13 protein-coding genes are annotated in these 19,903 nt (G+C 66.6%); 6 read left to right on the forward strand and 7 right to left on the reverse strand.

The window, feature by feature from the left end; all coding sequences use genetic code 11:
• Positions 1–13 precede the first annotated feature (13 nt).
• Both H7V21_RS13035 and H7V21_RS13040 read right to left on the reverse strand, forming a co-directional pair.
• Positions 14–2,725: a TonB-dependent receptor plug domain-containing protein gene (locus H7V21_RS13035; RefSeq protein WP_188054155.1), complete on the reverse strand. Its 2,712-nt coding sequence runs from the start codon at positions 2,723–2,725 to the stop codon at positions 14–16.
• 65 nt (positions 2,726–2,790) lie between these two features.
• A complete protein-coding gene (locus H7V21_RS13040) occupies positions 2,791–4,509 on the reverse strand; it encodes a CocE/NonD family hydrolase (protein WP_262503872.1) in 1,719 nt (572 codons plus the stop codon).
• 64 nt (positions 4,510–4,573) lie between these two features.
• Here H7V21_RS13040 and H7V21_RS13045 point away from each other — a divergent pair, with 64 nt between their 5' ends.
• Together H7V21_RS13045 and H7V21_RS13050 are read left to right on the forward strand one after the other, a co-directional pair.
• On the forward strand, positions 4,574–5,317 hold the full coding sequence (locus H7V21_RS13045; RefSeq protein ID WP_262503873.1) for a GntR family transcriptional regulator: 744 nt from the start codon (positions 4,574–4,576) through the stop codon (positions 5,315–5,317).
• Positions 5,318–5,397: 80 nt separating this feature from the next.
• On the forward strand, positions 5,398–6,774 hold the full coding sequence (locus H7V21_RS13050; protein ID WP_188054156.1) for an MmgE/PrpD family protein: 1,377 nt from the start codon (positions 5,398–5,400) through the stop codon (positions 6,772–6,774).
• A 9-nt stretch (positions 6,775–6,783) separates the two neighbouring features.
• Here H7V21_RS13050 and H7V21_RS13055 read toward each other — a convergent pair whose 3' ends face one another.
• From H7V21_RS13055 to H7V21_RS13075, 5 genes are all read right to left on the reverse strand, one after another.
• Positions 6,784–7,563 (reverse strand): hypothetical protein, encoded by a 780-nt coding sequence (locus tag H7V21_RS13055; RefSeq protein WP_262503874.1) that lies wholly within the window; start codon positions 7,561–7,563, stop codon positions 6,784–6,786.
• Complete coding sequence (locus H7V21_RS13060) at positions 7,560–9,059, reverse strand: hypothetical protein (protein WP_262503875.1); 1,500 nt, start codon at positions 9,057–9,059, stop codon at positions 7,560–7,562. The genes H7V21_RS13055 and H7V21_RS13060 overlap by 4 nt, the downstream gene beginning before the upstream one ends.
• 60 nt (positions 9,060–9,119) lie before the next feature.
• A complete protein-coding gene (locus tag H7V21_RS13065; protein ID WP_188054158.1) occupies positions 9,120–11,315 on the reverse strand; it encodes a TonB-dependent receptor in 2,196 nt (731 codons plus the stop codon).
• 106 nt (positions 11,316–11,421) lie between these two features.
• Positions 11,422–12,612, reverse strand: coding sequence for a multidrug effflux MFS transporter (locus H7V21_RS13070; RefSeq protein WP_188054159.1), 1,191 nt, complete (start codon positions 12,610–12,612; stop codon positions 11,422–11,424).
• A gap of 1 nt (position 12,613) precedes the next feature.
• Positions 12,614–13,918 carry an MFS transporter gene (locus H7V21_RS13075; RefSeq protein ID WP_262503876.1) on the reverse strand — a complete coding sequence of 435 codons (1,305 nt, stop codon included), beginning with the start codon at positions 13,916–13,918 and terminating at the stop codon, positions 12,614–12,616.
• A 215-nt stretch (positions 13,919–14,133) separates the two neighbouring features.
• Here H7V21_RS13075 and H7V21_RS13080 point away from each other — a divergent pair, with 215 nt between their 5' ends.
• From H7V21_RS13080 to H7V21_RS13095, 4 genes are all read left to right on the forward strand, one after another.
• Complete coding sequence (locus tag H7V21_RS13080) at positions 14,134–15,315, forward strand: cytochrome P450 (protein ID WP_188054160.1); 1,182 nt, start codon at positions 14,134–14,136, stop codon at positions 15,313–15,315.
• Positions 15,316–15,387: 72 nt separating this feature from the next.
• The gene (locus H7V21_RS13085; RefSeq protein ID WP_188054161.1) at positions 15,388–16,386 is read left to right on the forward strand and encodes a LacI family DNA-binding transcriptional regulator; all 999 of its coding nucleotides are present in this window, start codon (positions 15,388–15,390) and stop codon (positions 16,384–16,386) included.
• Between the two features lie 69 nt (positions 16,387–16,455).
• Positions 16,456–17,019 carry a MarR family winged helix-turn-helix transcriptional regulator gene (locus H7V21_RS13090; RefSeq protein WP_188054162.1) on the forward strand — a complete coding sequence of 188 codons (564 nt, stop codon included), beginning with the start codon at positions 16,456–16,458 and terminating at the stop codon, positions 17,017–17,019.
• A 100-nt stretch (positions 17,020–17,119) separates the two neighbouring features.
• Positions 17,120–19,900, forward strand: coding sequence for a TonB-dependent receptor domain-containing protein (locus tag H7V21_RS13095; protein WP_188054163.1), 2,781 nt, complete (start codon positions 17,120–17,122; stop codon positions 19,898–19,900).
• The last annotated feature ends 3 nt before the right edge of the window (positions 19,901–19,903 follow it).

A 19,903-nucleotide genomic window follows, 5' to 3' on the forward strand; every position in this document is an offset into this window, starting at 1 on the left:
GTGGTCCCAATGCTCAAAAGGACGTGCGCACACTGGCCGCGAACAACCGGCCGACCGGGCTCGACGCGGTCGCGTCATAGCCGCCGCTGCCGTTGCCGCCCGGTGCCAGGTTCACATAGGGCGGATCCTCGTCCAGCACGTTCCGCGCCTCCAGCGTGAAGGTCAGGTCGCGCCCGATCCACCCGCTGCCATCCTCGCCCAGCCGCCAGGTGAGCGACAGGTCGACCGGCGTGAACGACGAGACGTCCTCGGACGGCGTCACCGCATCATTCTCATAGCCTCCGACATGCGTCGCCAGCACGCGAAGCGAGAAGGGGCCGCTGTCCCAGGTCGCGCTGGCGCGTGCCTTGAACGTCAGCGGGCGGAAAAGGAGGTTGCGCACATCGTTCAGCGGCGCGGTCGCGGTGATCGCTTCCTCATAGTTGGTGAGGTAGGTTCCCGACGCGTTCAGCGTGAGCCGGTCGTCGATTCCGAGATCAAAGCTGTAGAGCGCACTGAAATCGATGCCTTGGGTGATCGAACGACCCAGATTCTTGCTGCGCCCGTCGATGAACAGGTCGACGTTGGCGATGTCGCCGCCCGGAATTGGACGGGCGACCACGGGCAGCCCCTCTGCGAGCGCGGCGGCGACCGCATCGCGTGCATCCTGGCCGCGGAGGATCACTCCGGTGCCGGCGAACAGGCTTTCCTGCGTCAGGATCGCGAGGTTTGAAAGATAGGCACTGACCTGATTTTCATATTCGACGTTGAAGAAGGTGACCGACAGCCGCAGCCGATCGATCGGCTCGATGTCCGCGCCCACCGACCAGGTCTCGGCGGTTTCCGGATTCAGGTCCAGATTGGGTCCCGAGAGCGCGAAACCCAGCAGCGGCGCTCCGCCCGAGGGATTCTGGTAGCTCTGCCCGAACAGCGCGTTGCTGTTGCCGTAGATTTCGGGGAGCGTGGGCGCGCGGAACGAGGTTCCATAGCTGCCGCGCACGGTGACGCCCCGCACCGGCGACCAGCTGACGCCGAACTTGGGATTGGTGGTGCCGCCGACGTCGCTGTAGCTGTCGTACCGGACCGCCGCGTTGAGCTCGAGCCGTTCGAACCCGCCGGTCGCGTTGGCCGGGCCGAACAGCGGCACGAAAAGCTCCGCATAGACCGAATCGATCGAGCGATCGAATTCGCGGAAAGTGACGGTCGTGTCCGGATTACCGCGGCCCAGACCGAGGGCGATGTCGAATTCCTGCCGCTCATAGCCGGCGGCAAGCTTCACCGTGCCTCCCGGCAAAGCGAAGAGCGGTCCGTTCAACCGCGCCTCGTAGAGCGTGAGATCGCCGTTGGTCGGAGTGAGATAGACCTGGTCCGAAATCGCCGCCAGCACCGCGTCGCTCGTGCGGCCGAGGCCATAAGGGTCGAATGCGGTCGCCGGGTTGCTGCTGGCGAGCGCGGCGGCAAGCGCGGCGTTGTTGAGCCCGTTCCGGCTTTCCGCATTGTCGCGCGTCTCGCCCGTGCCGACGAGGCCTTCGAACTCCCAGTTGTACGGCAGGCGGATGCGCAGGCCGGGCGTCACCTGCCAGCTCTGGGCGTATCCCGACGAGGTATTCTGCGACAGATCGTTCATGAAGTTATAGTCGATCGTATAGCTGGTGCCGGTGAAGCCGGGCGGCCGCACGAAGAAGGCATTGGTCTGCGGCACGGTGAGCGTCGTCGACGTATAGCTCGGATTGCGGCTGAACTCACGGCGCGAATAGAAGCCGTCAGCGAACAGCTCCAGCCAATCCGTCACTTCGAAGGACGCGGTGGCATTCACCGAGTCATAGCTTTGATGCGGAAACAGATCCTGTCCGGCCGCATCGTCGCACAGGTTCACAGTGCCGGGAACGAGGCTCGCCGCGTTGGCGGGAGTCAGCACCGCCGGCATCGCATAGCTGACGCCGCCCGCCCGCAGCGTGCCTGGCGCGCAGCGGGTGACGCGATAGTCGTTACCGCCGAACGGCCGCTGGTCGGACGTGAAGAAGTCCCGGCCGTCGCCGCTCAGCGCGGAGCGATCGACATGTTCGTAGGCGACCATCACCTGGCCGCGCGAGAAGGTCTTTCCCGCGGCCACGCCCAGCGCATATTCGGTGAAGTCGCCTTCGTCGGCGATACCCGCGCGGGCGAACGCCTCCACGCCGTTCAGCGTCCGGCGGGGGATCAGGTTCACCACACCGGCGACCGCATCCGATCCATAGATCGCCGAGGCGCCGTCCGCGACGACCTCGACTCGCTCGACGCCCAGCGTCGGCAGCACCGACGGATCGGTCGCGCGGCCGTTGTTCACGACGCGATGCCCGTCGATCAGGACCAGCGTGGCATAGGGGCCGATCCCGCGCAGATTGACGCTGTTGCCGAACACGATGTTGCCGGAGCCGCCGGCCTGGCCGCGTGAGTTCTCCGAGACGCCGAGGTCGAAGTTCTGCGGAATTTCCTTGATGATCCGATCTACGGTGACGCCGCTAGATTGTTCGAGTTCCTCCCGGCCCAGCGCGATGACGGTGGAGCCGACCGGCGCGACGCCGCGCACGCGGCTGCCGGTGACGACGATTTCCGCCTCGGGATCGCCGAGTTCGGCGACCGGCGCGTTCTCCTGCGCGGGCTGCTCTGTCGGCGGCAGGGCAGGGCGGTCCTGCGCCAGCGCCGCGGCGGACCAGCACAAGCTGGCCAGCGACGCACTTCCCAGCAGCAGAAGCCTGCCGGACATTCTTCCGTTGTCGATCATGTCTTCTCTCCCGAAAGTCCGGCTCTCGTTCGGCCGGTGATCTGGTGTCATCGCGCGAGCGGCAGCTCGATTCGCGAGGCGTCGCGCCCGCCGCGGAGCACCGTGATTTGCGGCGCCGGGTCGATCCGGGTGTCCTGCAGGTTGCGCTGGCGCGGATCGGCGCCGGCGACGGTGAAGCGCAGTCGCGCGCCAGCCGGAACCACGCGTGATACGGGCGTGAGCGCGATCGAGACCGGGGCTTCTTCGCTTGGTGCGAGCGTCTGCATGTCCTCCGACAGACCGGAGTGCCAGGGAAGGCCCAGAGTCTCGTACGGCGCCTGCGACAGCTTGCGGTGCGTGAGCTTGAGCCGCCCGAAGGCGATGACCTCGGCCTCCCCTTCGGCATTGATCTGGTCGAGATAGACGAACAGGTTCGCGTCCGGATCGCTGGCGGTGACGGTGAGATGCGCGACCGGGGAGCCGATCAGCGTCATCGACGCATCGAGTGGCGCGCTGGTATAGCCCAGCCCGTGCTCGACCATCGGCCTGGGCCAGAAGGCGAAATATTCGGCCGGGGGAAGGTCGTAGTCCACCGTGAAGTCGTCACGACCGGCAGCGCCGGGTGCCGCGGCGAGGCTGGAGCCGGTTGCATCGGCCGTATCCGAAAGGAACCAGGGCACCGGCCGCGATTGCACGCCCGGCAGCTCGTCGGACTGGACGTACCGTCCCTCTCCGTCGAGACCCTCGACCCAATAGGTGGCGCGCGGCTCCCGATCGATGCCGTTTGCGACGCCCTTTAGATGATGGTCGAAATAGCGCGTGACCTCGCCCGCGAAGTCGAAGCCGGGGGGCGGGACACAATGGTCACCGGGCCCTGCGAGGAACTTGCCGCCCAGATTGGCGGCGCCGAGGATCACCTGGCCGGTCGGCTCGTCGTGCCAGTTGCCCCAGAAATAGGTGGCGATGCCCGCCTCCCGGATCGCGTCGAGATAGCGATAGACAGCCACTTCCTCCCAGAAGGCGTTGCCGGTGTATTCCGAGACGCTGTCGCGATTGGGCATGCCGTACCACAGCGGCCCCATCGGCGTATTGCCGGCGTGCTCGGCGACGGCCTGGCGCAGCAAGGTTCCGTCGGCATCCGCGTCGACGGGAATGCTCGCGAGATCGACTTCGGCAGGCTCGTCGGGGCGCGTGTTGAACTGCGCGGTGATGCCGCCGCGCCGGACGAACTCATATTTGTCGAGCTCGGATGCACCGATGAAGACTGCCTTGAGCGATGGCGGTGCGGTCGTCGCGGTCTGAAATGTGGTTCCGCCGAGATAGGAGCAGCCGATCATGCCGACCGAGCCGGTCGAGAAGGGTTGGCGTGCGAGCCATTCGACCAGATCGTAGCTGTCCTGTGCCTCGGTGCGGTCCTGAAAGCCGCGGCGCGTGCCGAACGAGGCGCCCTTGCCGCGGATGTCGGCGACCGCGATCACATAGCCCGCGCGCAGCAGCGAACTCAGCGCGAGCCGCTCGCTGAGCCCGGTCTCCACGATCTCGCCGTCGGCGTTGCGATAGCGGGCGCGGTACGGTGTCGAGACGAAGATGACAGGAAGGGGTTCGTCGGCCGCTTCGCCTGCGGTTGCGGGGCGATAGATATTGACGGCCAGCCGGGTTCCGTCGCGCACGGGCACATAGAGCGACTGCCGCACGAAATCCTGCGGATCGCCTTCCTGCGCGGTCGCGGCCGGCGCAGGCGCGAGCAACGCGACGGCCATGCACAGGCCGATCAGCCGGTTCAGCATCCACCCTCTCCCGAAACTTCTTTGCCGCAGGTTCCGGGATGCGCCGGAGCATTGCAAAGGAAAAATGACTGACAAAATGGTTGACAATCCATCGGCGGATTTCCAGCATTCCGGCGATCAGGGAGGTTCGACGATGGTGCATTTCGCCGAAGAATCGCTGGGTCCCGCGCCCGATAGCCAGGAGATCGCGGCCTGGATTCGCGAGCGCATCCGTCGTGGCCAGTTCGTGCCCGACCAGCGGCTGGTTGAAATCGATATCATCCGCCGGACCGGGGGCAGCCGCGTGCGGGTGCGCGAGGCGCTGCAACGGCTTGCCGCCGAGGGGTTGGTCACGATCGAGCCGTTCCGCGGCGCATCGGTGCGCACCACCAGCCTTGACGAACTGCGGCACATCTATCGGGCCCGGGCTGCCCTCGAGGGGATCACTGCGGCCGATTTCGTTCTCCACGCATCCGCAGCGCAGCGCAAAAGGCTCCAGCAACTGCAGGACGAGCTCGAACGCTGTGTCGCCGAGCGTTCGCCCGAACGGTTCGGCAGGCTCAACTCCGAATGGCACCAGCTGCTCGTCGAGGGATCGGGCAACACCATTGTCGCCGAGCTGCTGCAGCGGCTGAACGTGCCGATCCACCGGCTCTTGTTCGAAAGCTTCTATGACGAGCGGCGGCTTCGGACGGCGAACGAGGACCATCGCCGCGTCGTGGGGGCAGTTCTCTCGCGCGATCCCGATGGCGCCGAACGTGCGATGCGCGCGCATGTGCAGGCCGGCTTCGAGACGCTCTCCGCGATCGAGCGTGCCTATCACGCCTGACGCGGCGCGCCCCCTCCGTGCAAGCGCTTTCAAGACTAGGTGCAATCGACTAGGGGCCAGCGTGCAATATCGGAGGTTCCATGCCCGAAGCGACGCCCCGGCTAAGTGAGACCTTGTGTCGTCATATTGCGGAAACCCCCTTTTCCGCGCTTTCACCTGCGACCGTCGCGGCCACGCGCCGAGTGCTGCTCGACGCCACCGGGGTGACACTCGCGGCGAGCGGCGCCAGTCCGGATATTCAGCCGTTCGTTCGAATTGCATCCGCCGGGCCGGGGCCGAGCGCGATCCTTGGCACCGGCAAGAGGGTGCAGCCGGCGTTCGCGGCGCTGGCCAATGGTGCGATGGCGCATGCACTCGATTTCGAGGATGCGTTTGATCCCGCGCCCTCGCATCCCAACGCATCGATGGTGCCCGCCGCGCTCGCCCTGGCGCAGGCGCACCGGACCGACGGAGAGACGCTTCTGACCGCGCTGGCGATCGGCTGCGATCTTGTCTGCCGCATGGCGCTCAGCCTGCGGCAGACGATGGAGGAGAGCGGCTGGTATCCGCCGCCGATCCTGGGCGCGTTCGGCGCCGCCGCGGCCTGCGCGCGGGTGCTCGGGCTCGACTGGCGCCGGACCCGCGACGCGCTGTCGTTGATCCTCTGTCAGACGACGATGCCGGGCGAGATCAAATATAGCGGCGACACCGTGATCCGCGCCGTGCGCGAAGCCTTTCCGGCGCAGGCGGCAGTGCTCGCCGCGCAGCTCGCACGCGAAGGCGTGGCAGGGTTCGACGCGCCGCTCGAGGGGAAGGGCGGATTTTTCAGGCTCTATGTCGACGGGCACTATGACCCTGCCGTGCTGACCGAGGGGCTGGGCACGCGATTCTACGGCGAGCAGTTGAGCTTCAAGCCCTGGCCGGCCTGTCGCGGGACGCATGCGTTCATCGAGCTCGCCGGGGCCATGGCGGCTGAACATGGCAGCGACTGGCGCGACATCGAATCGATCGTCGCGCATACCGATCCCGTGCATCGGATGCTCTGCGAGCCGCTGGAGCGCAAAGCGGCGCCGGCGGTGGCGATCGACGCCAAGTTCAGCATCCCCTTCACAATCGCCACGCGGCTGGTGCGCGGGCGAGTGACGCTCGACGATTTCGATGCGGCGGCACTGGCCGACCCCGAGGTTCGTGCTCTGGCGGCGCGAATCGTGCCTCGCGAGGATCCGGCATTCGGCTGGCGGCTCGGCTCGGGAGGCGCGCTGACGATCACGATGCGAAGCGGCGAAAGGTTTCATCGCGAAGTGCGCGATGCGCTCGGCTGTCCGGACCGCCCACTGTCGGACGCGCAGCTGGTGGAGAAGTTCGTCGATTGCGCCGGGCGCGCAGAACGCCCGTGTGGCCGTGACGAGGCGCTGGCGTTGGCAGACGCGATCCTGACAAGCGACACCTGTGACGACATCGGCGCGCTGTTCGCCTGAACCCGCGTTTCAGAACTCCGGGCGGATTTCCACGCGCCGCTGCGACTGCCCGGGCAGACCGTCCGCGTCGGCATCGTCGATGGGCGTGCTGCCGCTTTCCCAGCGTGCTCCGACGGGCGTGCCGGGAAGCAGCCGGCGCATCGCCTCCGCCACCATCTCAGCGCGCTCGCGTGCGACTTGCGGGCGCTCCGCCAGAGTGCGGCCGGAGATGGTTTGCGGATCGGTTGCGGCATAGCCCGTGATGACGATGCGGCGTGGCTGCGCGGCCCGCAGCCAGGTCGCCGCGCGGTCGATCAGATAGTCGTCATACTGATAGATCAGAAAGTCGCGGTCGAACTCGAAATAGAGATAGAAGCTGCGCGGCTCATAGGGCGGGGGCGGGACTTCGCGCGGAACCGCCATCGGCTGGACGAAGCGCCCCTCAAGCACATAGCGCCTACCCGGATACCCCTCCGCCGGCAGCATGTGCCGAGTGCAGCCTTCTTCGAGCGTCGAGGTGCGCACCGGGTCGAGCGTCACGCCGCCGCATGCGCCGTCCTGTCCGGCGGAAACGCGACCCTCGACCAGGACGGCGTAATTCCAGTCGGGCTTGGTCGGGGAAGCGCTGACGTCGTAGCGGATGCCGGTTTCGTGCATATCGGCGAGCCAGCATCCCGATTTCCGTCCTGCATCGGTGTCGCGGTAGATCGGGCAAGTGACGAAGCGCACGATGTCGTCGGTCTGGGCGAGTGCGGTGCCGGGGAGCACGAGCGCAGCGGCGGCCGTGGCGAGATTGCGCCAGCGAATCACAGGACGCTCATCAGATTGACGAGGTCCTGCTTCTCCTGCTCGGTATAGCCGATATCGTAGCGCCGATCGTAATAGTCGACCACGCCGCGCAGGTCGGACGCGGAGCCGTTGGAGAAATAGGGCGCGCGAGCCGCCAGCCCGCGCATCGACTGGAGCGTGATCTTTCCGACGTCGGCGCAGCGCCCGGTGGTGAGTGCGAAGCCCGGATCCGATGTATGGATGACGCGTCCATAGAAGGGATGCGGCCTGCCGGTGCAGGTGATGCGGAACAGTGGCAGGTGCGGCGCGGGATCGGCGAACGGCTGGGTCGTGGTGCCCAGATCGACCTGGCCGGGGGCGACGTCGTTCCCCATCATCGTCATGTTGTGACAGAAGACACAGCTGTTGCGCACCGGATTGCCGAAGCCGATCGGCGCATTGATGCCGGCACTGTCGGTGATGAGGAAGGTCTTGTCGCGGAACACGCGCGCGCCGCGTGCGACGGACTGGCGAAAAGCGAGCGCTTCGGGCGAAAGCGTGACGCGTTCGGCGTCGCTGATCCTTTCCCATGCTTCGAATTCGCTCCACAATGGCGTGCCGATGCTGCCGAGCTGGCCCGGCTCGGAATCGGCCAGCTTGCGCGGCCCTCCCTCCGCGCCGCCCGCGTCGAGCGCTCCGCCGGCACTGGAGAATTGCTGCGCGGCATAGACGCGCAGGATGAACTCCTCGATACGGTCGCGCTCGCCCGCGTCCATCTGCGCGAGCAGCTGAAGGTGCGTCGCGGCGGCGTCGCGCATCTGGTCGCCCAGCGTGCCCGAGCGCCCGTCGGCCATCAGGTTGCCTGACATGGGCCTTCCCGAGACCGGATCGAGCGGCAGCGGAAGCCCCTGTTTGGGATCATAGGCGAAGCCGGTGGCGATCAGATATTTGAGGTTGGCGACCGGGCGGGGGCGGCGATAAACCGAGACGTTCCCCGCGGCGGGGCCATATTCCTCCCCGCTGTTGCACCCATAGGGATCGCGAACCACTTCGATCGTGAAATCCGGTTCGACCGCGCGACCGTTCCATTCGGTCACCGGCCAGGGAAGCTGAATGCGGATCAACCCGTGGTCGAGCAGCAGCGAGTGCGATGCGCGCTCGCCCTGCGGCAGCGTGGGGCAATTCGAACCGTCGTAGGCAGAGAACAGCTGGTCGCGGCCGCCGGTCGCTTCCCATCGTTCACGCGCGCTCTCGACCGACAGGCTCATCGCGTCGGCAGGCTGGTGGCACGTCACGCAGGCACGGCCGTTGGCACCGGGCGGCGCGAAAAAGGGATGATCGCGCGTGTCGAGGGGGCCATTGGCCAGCAGCACGCGCAGCACGCCCTGTTCGTTGCGATAATCGACCTGCGCGGGGAAGGTTCGCCCGTCGCCCGGAGCCCACCAGTCCTGCGGTGCCGCCGAGCGGACCGCCGCCGTTCCGACGAGCAGTCCGGCGGACGCGAAGAGCAGAAGGCGGCCTGCGAAGCGAAAGATCACTCTATCCATTCTCCCGACTGGCCGATCGCTGCCCTGGAGCGGCGATCGGCAGGTCGCGGGTCAATTCCCGAACCGAAGCACGGTGCGCACGCCGAAGGTGCGTGGGGCGCCATAGATGATGCCGCCGTCGGCGCTCGAGCTGTTCTGGATCTGCGTTGCGATATAGGTCTCGTCGGTCAGATTGTTGACGAACAGCTCGACCTTGTAGCGATTGGATACGTCGAGCGTGAGGCGCGCGTCGAACAGGTCACGGCCGGGCACCAGCGTGTTCACGCTGGGGAAGGGCGTGGCATATTGCTCCGACAGGTGCGACCACTGCACGCGCGGAGTGATTTCCACGTCGCCAAGCAAGAAGCCGTACTGCACGCCGGCGTTCACCGTCCATTCGGGCGAGAAGGGCAGAACGCGTCCCTCGGGAACGAAGCGCAAATTGGTGGGACAGCCAGGATCGGTTCCGGCGGCATTGGTATCCGAAATGCACGCCGAATTGCTGAACTGCGCATCGAGATAGCCGGCACCCAGATTGAAGGCGAGGCCGCCGAACTGGCCGGTGATTTCCAGCTCGCCGCCCTTTGCGCGGCCCGCCAGCGCGTTCTGGGTAACGGGCAGGCCGCCCACCAGACTTGAAAGCTGAATGTCCTTGTAGTCGGAATAGAAGGCGGCGCCGTTCACCCGCAGGTGCCGGTCGAGCAGTTCGGTCTTGAAGCCCGCCTCATAGACGAAGTTGCGCTCGGGATCGAAGTCGGGCGTGTTCGGCGTCAGATTCACCCCGCCCGCCTTGTAGCCCTTCGACGCTGTCACATAGAGCATACTGTTGTTGGCGAAATGATAATTGGCTCCGACCTTGCCGGTCAGCTGCGTCGATGACTGGTCGCTCACGAACGGCAGCGGGATCGGCGGCCCGGGAACCGCATAGCGCGTATAGACCTGTTCGTCCCAGCTATAGCGGGCGCCGGCGAGCAGTTCGATCTGGTCGGTCACGAAATAGTTCGCCTGGCCGAACAGCGACTTGGAGCTGTTCTCGGCGAGCGTGATGATATCGCTGTTCGACTGGAACAGATCGGTCGTGTTGCGATTATCGCGTTGCAACGTGACGCGGACGTCCTCGTCGAGCAGAAAGCCGCCGACCACCCATTGGAACGGCCCTGAACCGGTCGACAGCAGGTTCACTTCAGCGATCAGCGTCTCGAAGCGCGTGACCGCGTTGCTGACCCGGCCCGGATAGAGGCGCGTGTTCGCGCCGCTTGTCGGCAGGCCGGCGGGAACTGCGGGTTCGGTCGCTGTGCGGTCGCCGTCGGTCTGATCGTGAGTCGTGCCGTCTTGCCACGAGAGGAGCCCGCGAAGCTGCACTGCGCCGGAAAGATCGTATCGTGCTTCCCCCGAAAGCCGATAGCCGGTCTGGTCCTGGAATGAGAGCGCATCCTCTTCGATGACGAAGGGATCGTCGGTGACGGTGTCGTTGCGATTCTTGACTGCGTTATTGTCGCTGCGAACGTCGAAATATTCGCCACGGACATTGACGTTGAGCCGTCCGTCGTCGCTGCGCAGCCGCAGGTTCGCGCGCACGGCATCCATGTTGAGGTTGCCGGGCTGGCTGGGCGACGGGCCAATGTTCGTCGTGAAGCTGTCGCGCTCCTCGTGCACCGCCGCCAGCCGCAGGCCGGCATTCTCCCCGGCGACGTTGACGGCGGCCACGCCGCGGTAGCGGTCATAGTTGGCGGCGGTGAGATCGACCATCCCGAGGACGCTGTCGAATTCCACTTCCGGGGTGCGGACATAGATCGCACCGCCCGTCGAATTCTGGCCCGTGAGGGTTCCCTGCGGACCGCGCAGCACCTCGATCGTCGCGATGTCGAAGAAGCTGTGGCCGATGAATTGCTCGTGCGGGATCAGCACGCCGTCGATGTAATAGGCGACGCCCGGGTTCGAGGTCGGCGCGGACTGCGCAATGCCCACGCCGCGAATGTTGATGAAAGTCGAGCGGTTGAAGGTGTTGATCGCGATCGAGGGCGCCACCTGCTGAATGTCGTTCAGATTGACGACGCCCTTCTGCGCCAGTTCCTCGCCGGTGAGCACCGTGGCGGAGATCGGCACGTCCTGAAGGCTCTGCTCGCGGCGTTCGGCGGTGACGACGATTTCCGTCAGACCCGAGTCGCGGTCCTGCGGAGCGCTGCTCTGCGCAAGCGCTGGCATCGAAATTCCGCTCAGCAACAGGCCGATCGTGCCGCAGGCGGCACGGCTAACGCCAATCTTCATGCCACTCTCCCCGAAATCTATTGTTATGATGTATGGCTATTCGCTCAAGCGCGGCTTTGCAAGCCCTTGCATCACTGACAAACGCACTAGTTCCGCGCGTGCTGCTTCAATTCGGAGCGGCGTCGGCCGCGCGACCGGGCGGGGTTGCGATCAGGCCCGCGAGCGCGGCCGCGAAGAGACCGGTGGCCAGAGCGCCGAAGCTGACGATGTGCAGCTGGACGATGATCGATGTGGTAAGGCCGCTCGCAACCATCTGAAGCGCGCCGACCAGGCTTGCGGAAGTGGCCGCCAGTCCGGCTTCGGCATGCATCGCGCCCGCGACTCCCGCTGGCGCGGCGACTCCGGTGCCGAAGCCGACGAGGATCATCGGCGCCATCAGCGCGATCGGGCCGTCGAACCCGGCGAGCGCCAGCAGCTGCATCGTTCCGCCGCCGATGACTGCCCCGAGCAGCCCCAGGCGGAATGCGCCGCCCCGTCGCTCGAACCGGCCGACCGAAAGCGCGCCCAGAATGCCGGCTCCCGCGACGAGGAAGTAGCAGAGCCCCGCCTCCGCCGGAGTAAGCCCATAGCCGTCGATCAGTAGGAAGGCCGAACAGCTGAGAAAGATGTATAGCGCGCAACTCGATGCGGCGATCGCTGCGGCATAGCGCAGGAACCGACCGTTGCGGACCAATCGGCCGTAATTGTGCAGCAACGTGCCTCCGCCGTCCGCAGCGGCACGCGATTCAGTAATGCGAAGAAAGGCCGCGAGCCAGCCCGCGACGCCTGCGCCGGCGAGCACGACAAAGATCAGCCGCCAGCCGCCGAGCGACGCGATCCCGCCGCCGATCAGCGGCGATATGGCGGGCGAGACGAGCACTACGCTCATCAGCGTTCCCATCCGGCGTGCGGCATTCTCGCGGCTGGAGGTGTCGGCGACGATCGCGCGCACTGCGACGAGCCCCGCCGCAGCGCCGAGCGACTGGACGACCCGCGCCGCGACCAGCAGCGACGCACTGTCGGCGAGAGCGCAGCCGACCGCCCCGGCGACAAACAGGGCGAGCCCGCACAGGAGCGCGGGTCTTCGCCCGAAACGGTCGGCGACCGGGCCGGCGGCGAGCTGGCCGATGCCGAGACCCATCAGATAGAGAGTAACGGTGAGCTGGACCGTATCCGCCTGCGTGCCGAGATCGCGCGCGACGCCGGGCATCGCGGGAACGAACATGTGGATCGCCATCGATCCCAGCGCACCGACGGCGGCAAGCAGGATGATGCGGCCGTGACCCGCTTCTGGCTGTCGGTGTTCCGCGGAGTTCACTTCAGGCGATTGCCGGCGCGCGCGCGAGGCCGCGCCGTTCGAGATGGCGCGCGACCAGGCACAGCAGGGCGCACACGGCCTGGATCCCGAAGAGCAGCAGCGTGGGCGGCAGGAACGATCCCGAAATGTCGCGCAGCAATCCCATCAGCGTCGGCACGGTGGCGCCCGCCAGGCTGCCGATGATGTTGATCATGACAATGCCCATGGCGAGCGATTCGGGAGGCAGCAGCTTGGTCGGAATCGCCCAGAACGCCGCGACGGTGCAGCCTACGCAGGCGCCGCCCAGGATCAGCATGAGCAGCCCGGGCAGTCCGGGCCCGAGCAGATAGGCGAGGATCAGCCCCGTCCCGCCGACGAGCGCCGGCACTGCGATGTGCAGGAACCGCTCCTGCGTGCGATCCGAATGGCGCGCGTTGAAGAACAGGCCGATCGCGCTTCCTGCCCAGGGGAGTGCGACGATCAGCCCCACTTCCGAGGGGGTGAGCCCCGAAATGCCGCGCACGATCTGCGGAAGCCAGAACATGACGCCGTAGTTGCCGGACAGAATGCAGAACCAGATCAGCGCGCACAGCCAGCCCACCGGGCTGCGCAGCGCACCCCAGCGACCCGGTGCGGCAGCGCCGCGCGCCGGTTTCGCCGCACCCTTCACATTCTCGATCAGCCACGCACGCTGCGCCGGGGCCAGCCAGCGCGCCTGCGCCGGCCCGTCGGGATAATAGAACCAGGCGAAGACCCCCAGGACAACCGCCGGAAGCCCTTCCACCAGGAACATCCAGCGCCAGCCCTCCCATCCGAGCGGATTGGGGCTGTCGATCAGCCAGCCGGAAAGCGGCGCGCCGATCACCTGCGCGATCGAGATCGCCATGATCGGAATCGCCAGCACCGATGCGCGGTAGCGCTCGCTCGCCCAGTGGCTGAGATAGATCATCAGCCCCGAGGAAAGTCCCCCCTCGGCAAAGCCGATCACGATGCGAAGGCCATAGAGCTGCCATTCGTTCTGGACGAGCGCCATCGCGCTGGCGCAGATGCCCCAGGCGACGGTGATGGTCCCGAGCCAGCGGCGCATCCCGATCGCCTCATAGAGCAGGACGCTGGGATATTTGGCGGCCAGATAACCGATGAACAGCACGCCCGCGCCGAAGCCGTATTGCGCACTGGAGAGTCCGAGCGCGGCGTTCATCTGCAGCGCCGCGAACCCCACATTCGCACGATCGATCGCGCCGACCAGGATGAACAGCGCGCTGGGCAGCACCAGTCGCAGCATCACTTTTCGCCCGATGTCGGTTTCGACCATGTGATGCTGCACCCGCGCCTCTCCCTGCGATCGCTCCTCTGCTTATTCTGCAAGCGCTTGCTCTGGCAAGGCGCTATCGCTCTGCCGTTCCTGTGGCGCACCTCGGTAGGGAATGGCGGCTGCCGCGGCGCAGTGCTGCCGCAGACCGCTGGCCATTTAAGATGACAGCGCTTGCAGTACTCCATCGTGACTTCTACGAAGCGGGGGCAGCGCCAAGGACACCTCCCATGCCTATCATTCCCCCAAGCGACTTCGACCCGCTGGCACCCGAGAGCTTCGACAGCGCCCATGCCGATTATGCGCGGCTGCGTGCCGAATGCCCGGTCGCGCACACCGATGCATGGGGCGGATTCTGGGCGCTGACCCGCTATGAGGATGTGAAGCGCGCGGCCTCCGACGCCGCGACTTTCGTGACGTCGAAGCAGAATGTGGTGCCGCGCGTGGCCTTCACCGGCCGCCGTCCGCCGCTGCATCTCGATCCGCCGGAGCACACGCCGTACCGCCGCGCGCTCAACCCGCTGCTGTCCTACGAGCGGTCCGAACGGCTGGCGCCGGTGACGCGGGAGATCACAGTGCGGATGCTCGCTCCGCTGCTCGCGAAGGGGGAGGGCGATATCTGCGCCGAATTTTCCTCCTATCTGCCGGTTCATGTGTTCGGCGAATGGATGAACATGCCCGAACAGTGGCTCGATACGCTGCACGATGCGGGGCGTGCGTTCATCCTGGCGGTGCATTCGGCGATCGACAGCTCGATGAAGGAAACGAGCCTGCGGTTATACGACATGGCGCGCGACCTGATCGCGATCCGTACGCGCGAACCGATGGATCCGGCCGAGGATCCGACCAGCGCGCTGCTTGCCGCGCGCCATAACGGTGAGCCGCTGCCGCATGACATGATCGTCGGGACGGTACGACAGGTGCTGGTGGTCGGAATGGTCGCGCCGATGGTGATGATCGGCAACATCGCCGTGCATCTATCGCGCGACCGTGCGCTGCAGGACCGGCTGCGCGCGGAGCCGGCGCTGATTCCCGATGCCGTCGAAGAGTTTCTGCGCCTTTATTCGCCCTATCGCGGCTTCGCGCGCACCGCCGTGCGCGACGTGGAGATCGGCGGGCGCAGCATCCCGGCCGACGAGCCGATCGCGCTCGTCTACGCCTCGGCGAACCGCGACGAGAGCGTCTTTCCGAACGGCGATAGGTTCGAGATGTGCCGGCCCAACATTGCCGATCATCTCGCCTTCGGGCGCGGCCCCCATCGTTGCCCCGGCGCGCATATCGGCCGGATGCAGTTGCGCGTCGCACTGGAGGAACTGCTGGCTCGCACCCGCGGCTTCGCGCTGGCGGGCGAGATATTGCCGACGCGCTGGCCCGAGATCGGCGCCCTGTCGGTGCCGCTCCGCTTCGAATAGCCTGCCGCTTCCAAGCGGGCCCGCCCCAGTATAGGACGGCGTTCGACCGAAGCTGAAGGCTGCGAACCTGGTTTGAGCGATTCCGCCAAGACTCCGACGCTCGACGACGTCGCCGCACGCGCCGGTATTTCCGGCTCGACCGTGTCCCGCTTCCTGAACAATCCGGATGTCGTCGCGGAGGCGACGGCCGAACGCATCCGCGCCGCGATCGCGGAGACCGGCTATATCCCGAACCTGCTCGCGGGTGGACTCGCATCCAGCCGCAGCAGACTGGTCGCGGTACTGATTCCGCACCTCACCGATTCGATCTTCAACGACACGATCGAATCGATGTCGGAGGATCTGACCGCCGCGGGAACCAATGTCATGCTCGGGCTCACCGGCGTCTCGACCGTGCGAACCGAGCAGCTGGTGCGCGCCGCTCTCAGCCGTCGCGCCGATGCGATCATCTCGACCGGACCGATCAACGACGCGGTCGTCTCGCTCGCCCGGCGCAGCCGGACGCTGTTCATCCAGCTATGGGAACTGCCGGACGATCCGGTCGAATTCGCCGTCGGTTTCTCGCATCGGGCGGTGGGACGCGACATCGCGCGTTTCCTGGTGACGCGTGGGTATCGTCGGCCGCACGTCATCACGGCGCAGGGCACGCGCGCGACGATGCGGCGCGACGGCTTCTGCGAGGAATGGCAGGCACAGGGCGGAACCCCGCCGAGCGAGGACCGCGTCGACATCCCGTCGCGCTTCGGCCATGCGCGGCGGGCCTTCGCCACGATCCGCCGGCTCGAAGAGATGCCCGACGTGGTCGTCTGCGGATCGGACTATCTGGCGCAGGGACTGATCGTCGAGGCGCAGGCCGCGGGGCTGAAGGTGCCCGACGACATTGCCGTCATGGGATTCGGCAACAGCGCGCTTGCCGGAGAGATGCGGCCGACGATCACGACCGTCGACATCGATGGGTCGCGTATCGCGCGCGAGGCGATCGCGGCGATCCGGCGGCATGCGGAAGGCAAGCCGACGGCGGAACGCTGCGTCGATGTGGGCTTTCGACTGCTCGCACGCGAGAGCGCCTGACGCCGCTGCCGTGCTTGACTTCCCGGCCGTGCCCGAGAAGGTCCGCGCCGAACAGTGGAAGGGACTCGCATGGCAGGGACGGTCCGGGAGAGTGGGGTGCAGTTCCCGAATGTCGCCGAGGAACTGGATGCCGAGGGTCGCATCCGGCTCGAACGGTTCATTCCGGCGCTCATCACCCAGGCCGCGCACCGGCTGGCTGCCAACAATTCGGCCGTTTACCGAGACACGTTCGACGTCACGCTGATGGAGTGGCGTGTCATGCTGCACCTGGTTTCAGAACCGGGCGCGAGTGCCGCGCAGGTCGCGCAGACGATCGGATACGACAAGGCATCGATCAGCCGCACCGTGGCGTCGCTGGCCCGCCGCGACCTGCTCGAGGAGCGCAGCAATCCCGCCGATGGCCGCTCTTCGCGGCTGTTCCTCAACGCCGCCGGTCTGGCGCTCTACGAGCGGATCGTGCCCGTCGCGCTTGCGCAGGAGGCGAAGTTGCTCGGCGACCTGACTCGCGCCGAGGCCGAAACCCTGCTCGATCTAATCCAGCGGGTGGCGGGCGCGCTCCGATCCGAGCCCCGCCGCGCGGGGCCGCGCCGTTCGCCCACCAAGGGAGTCACTCGTCACCGTCCTGCCGAATGAAAGGTTGCAGAGTCAACATTATTGTTGACTCACATAACAATCTTGGTCAGCTTCCCTGCAACGGGCGCCGAGACGCCCTGCATTCGGAGGGGAAGATCAGATGGCCATCAGCCTGGGCCGTCGCGGCGCGTGGATGCGCGCCGGGACGAGTATCGCCGCGTTGTATTTCGCGGGAGTGCCGCTTGCGGCGGCTGCGCAGGACAACGTCGCCGCAGAGCCGGCATCGGTGGAGCAATCGCAGCCCGAGGGAGCCGCGATCGTCGTGACCGGCACGCGCGTCGGGCGCGACGGGTATGACGCGCCGACGCCGACAACCGTGGTCGGGCGCGAATTGCTCGACGCCAAGGCGCCGGCGACGATCGTCGACGCGCTTGTGACGCTTCCCGCGTTCAAGAACAGCTCCACCGCGAGCACCGCGGGCGTCGGAAATTCGGGCACCGCGGGGCAGAGCTTCGTCAATCTGCGCGGCATCGGCGCGAACCGCACCCTGGTGCTGCTCGACGGCCAGCGCGTGGTGCCCTCGACCGCGGTCGGCACCGTCGACGTCTCGATCCTGCCGTCGCTGCTGATCGAGCGAGTCGATGTGGTCACGGGCGGCGCCTCTGCCGCATGGGGGTCCGACGCGGTATCGGGCGTGGTGAATTTCGTGCTCGACACGCGCTTCGAAGGTCTGCGCGGCACGCTGGAGGCGGGAATCACCGACGAAGGCGACAATGCCACCTACAAGGGGGGTGTGGCCTTCGGCACGCCACTGGGCGATCGCGGGCATTTCGTGATCAGCGGCGAGTTCCTGAAGGCCGAGGGCGTGGCGCCCTTCTCGCGCCAGAACAATCGCTACCCGCTGGCGACGGTGGTCACCAATCCGGGATACGCACCGACCAACGGCCAATTCCAGCGGCTGATCCTGCCTTATGCCTATTTCTCGGGTGTTTCGTGGGGCGGCGTGATCACCTCTGGTCCGCTTCAGGGGACGCGCTTCGGCCCCGGTGGGGCGATCGGCCAGTTTCCCTACGGCCATTATATCGGTCGCGTATATCAGGCGCTCGACGGCCCTGCCGACGAGCCTTGGCTCAACGAGCTTGCCTATCTGGCGCTCCCGCAGGAGCGCGCTTCGGGCTTCGCGAAGCTCAGCTGGGACGTAGGTGACGACCTGTCACTCTACGCCACCGCACTTGCGGCGACGACCCGCCCCGGGCCCTATTTCACGACCCCGGCGAATACCGCAGTCACGGGCGCCTTCACGATCCGGCGCGAGAATCCGTTCATCCCCGCGCCGATCGCGGCGCAGATGGACAGCCTGAGCCTGACCAGCATCAGCCTGGGCCGCTATTCGGCCGACTGGGGACGCGGTGAAGTGCGTCGGACCAACGAGACGTGGCGCGGCGTCGTCGGCCTGCAAGGCGGAATTGGAGGCGGATGGACGCTCGACGCCTATGCCCAATATGGCCGCAACACGAACGTGTTCATCATCGGCAACAACGCGCTGGTCGCCAACCTGCGCAATGCGATCGACGTGGTGCAGGGCCCCAACGGCCCCGTCTGCCGATCGACGCTGACCAGTCCCGGCAACGGTTGCCAGCCGCTCAATCCGTTCGGTGTCGGCGTCGCCTCGGCTGCGGCGATCGACTATGTCCTCGGTACCTCGCGTGCCGAACTGGAACTGACTCAGAAGGTGGTCGCAGCAAGTGTTTCGGGCGAGCCCTTCGCCACCTGGGCAGGGCCGGTTAGCTTTGCCGTCGGTGCCGAGTATCGCGAGGAACAGGCGGTGCAGACCGCCGATGCGCTGTCGCAGGCCGGGGCATTCGCGATCGGCAACCCGCAGGCGCTGGAGGGCGGGTTCGATGTACGGGAAGGCTTTGCGGAGCTCGTCGTTCCGCTCGCGCGTGACGGCGGCGTGCCGCTGCACGCGCTCGATCTGAACGGAGCGGTCCGCTATACCGACTATTCGACCAGCGGCGGCGTCACGACCTGGAAGCTCGGTGTGAACTACGCGCCGGTCGAGGGGCTGCGGTTCCGCGCCACGCGCTCGCGCGACATTCGTGCGCCCAACATCCTCGAACTCTACAGTGCGCCGATCCAGCAATCGGCCGGGATCATCGACCCCCTCTCGAACACCCAATATCTCACTCAGACCTTCTCGGTCGGGAATCCCGCGCTGGAGCCGGAAACGGCGGATACGACTGCGGCGGGCGTGGTGTTTCAGCCGCGCTTCCTGCCCGGGCTCCAGGCTTCGGTCGACTATTATAATATCGAGATCGACGGCGCGATCGCGACCCTGTCGCTTCAGGAGATCGTCAATCGCTGCTTCGCCGGCTCCGCAGCGCTGTGCGATCTGATCACCCGCTCGGCGGCCACTGGCGCGATCACCCGCATCGATAACCCGTTTCTCAATCTCCAATCGGTCAAGACCGACGGCCTAGACATCGAGCTCGGCTATTCGGCGCCGCTGGGCGGCGGCCGCTTCGGCATCCGCCTGCTGGCGAACCGCGTCTTCTCGCTGGAAACGAGCGACGGCGTCACCAGCATCGATCGTGCCGGCGACCTGCTGAACGGTCAGCCCGAATGGGCCGGCAACCTGACGCTCAGCTACGCGAACGCCGGCTTCCGGGCGGTCGCCGATGCCAGCTACATCGGATCGGGCAAATACGACGTCACGTTCGATACGCCGACCGCGATCAGCGACAACAGCGTGCCCGCGCGCACCGTGGTCAATCTTCAGCTGAGCCAGGATGTGGGTGGCGGCGACGGACGTCGCGAGCTGTTCTTCCACGTCGCCAACCTGTTCGACACCGCGCCCCCGCCGATCTTCACCATCTCGGGCGGCGCCAACTACGACCGGGTGGGCCGGGCATTCCGCGTCGGCTTCCGGTTCGAGATGTGAGGA

It is taken from the genome of Sphingosinithalassobacter sp. CS137, assembly GCF_014334115.1.
Lineage (GTDB): Bacteria > Pseudomonadota > Alphaproteobacteria > Sphingomonadales > Sphingomonadaceae > Sphingomonas.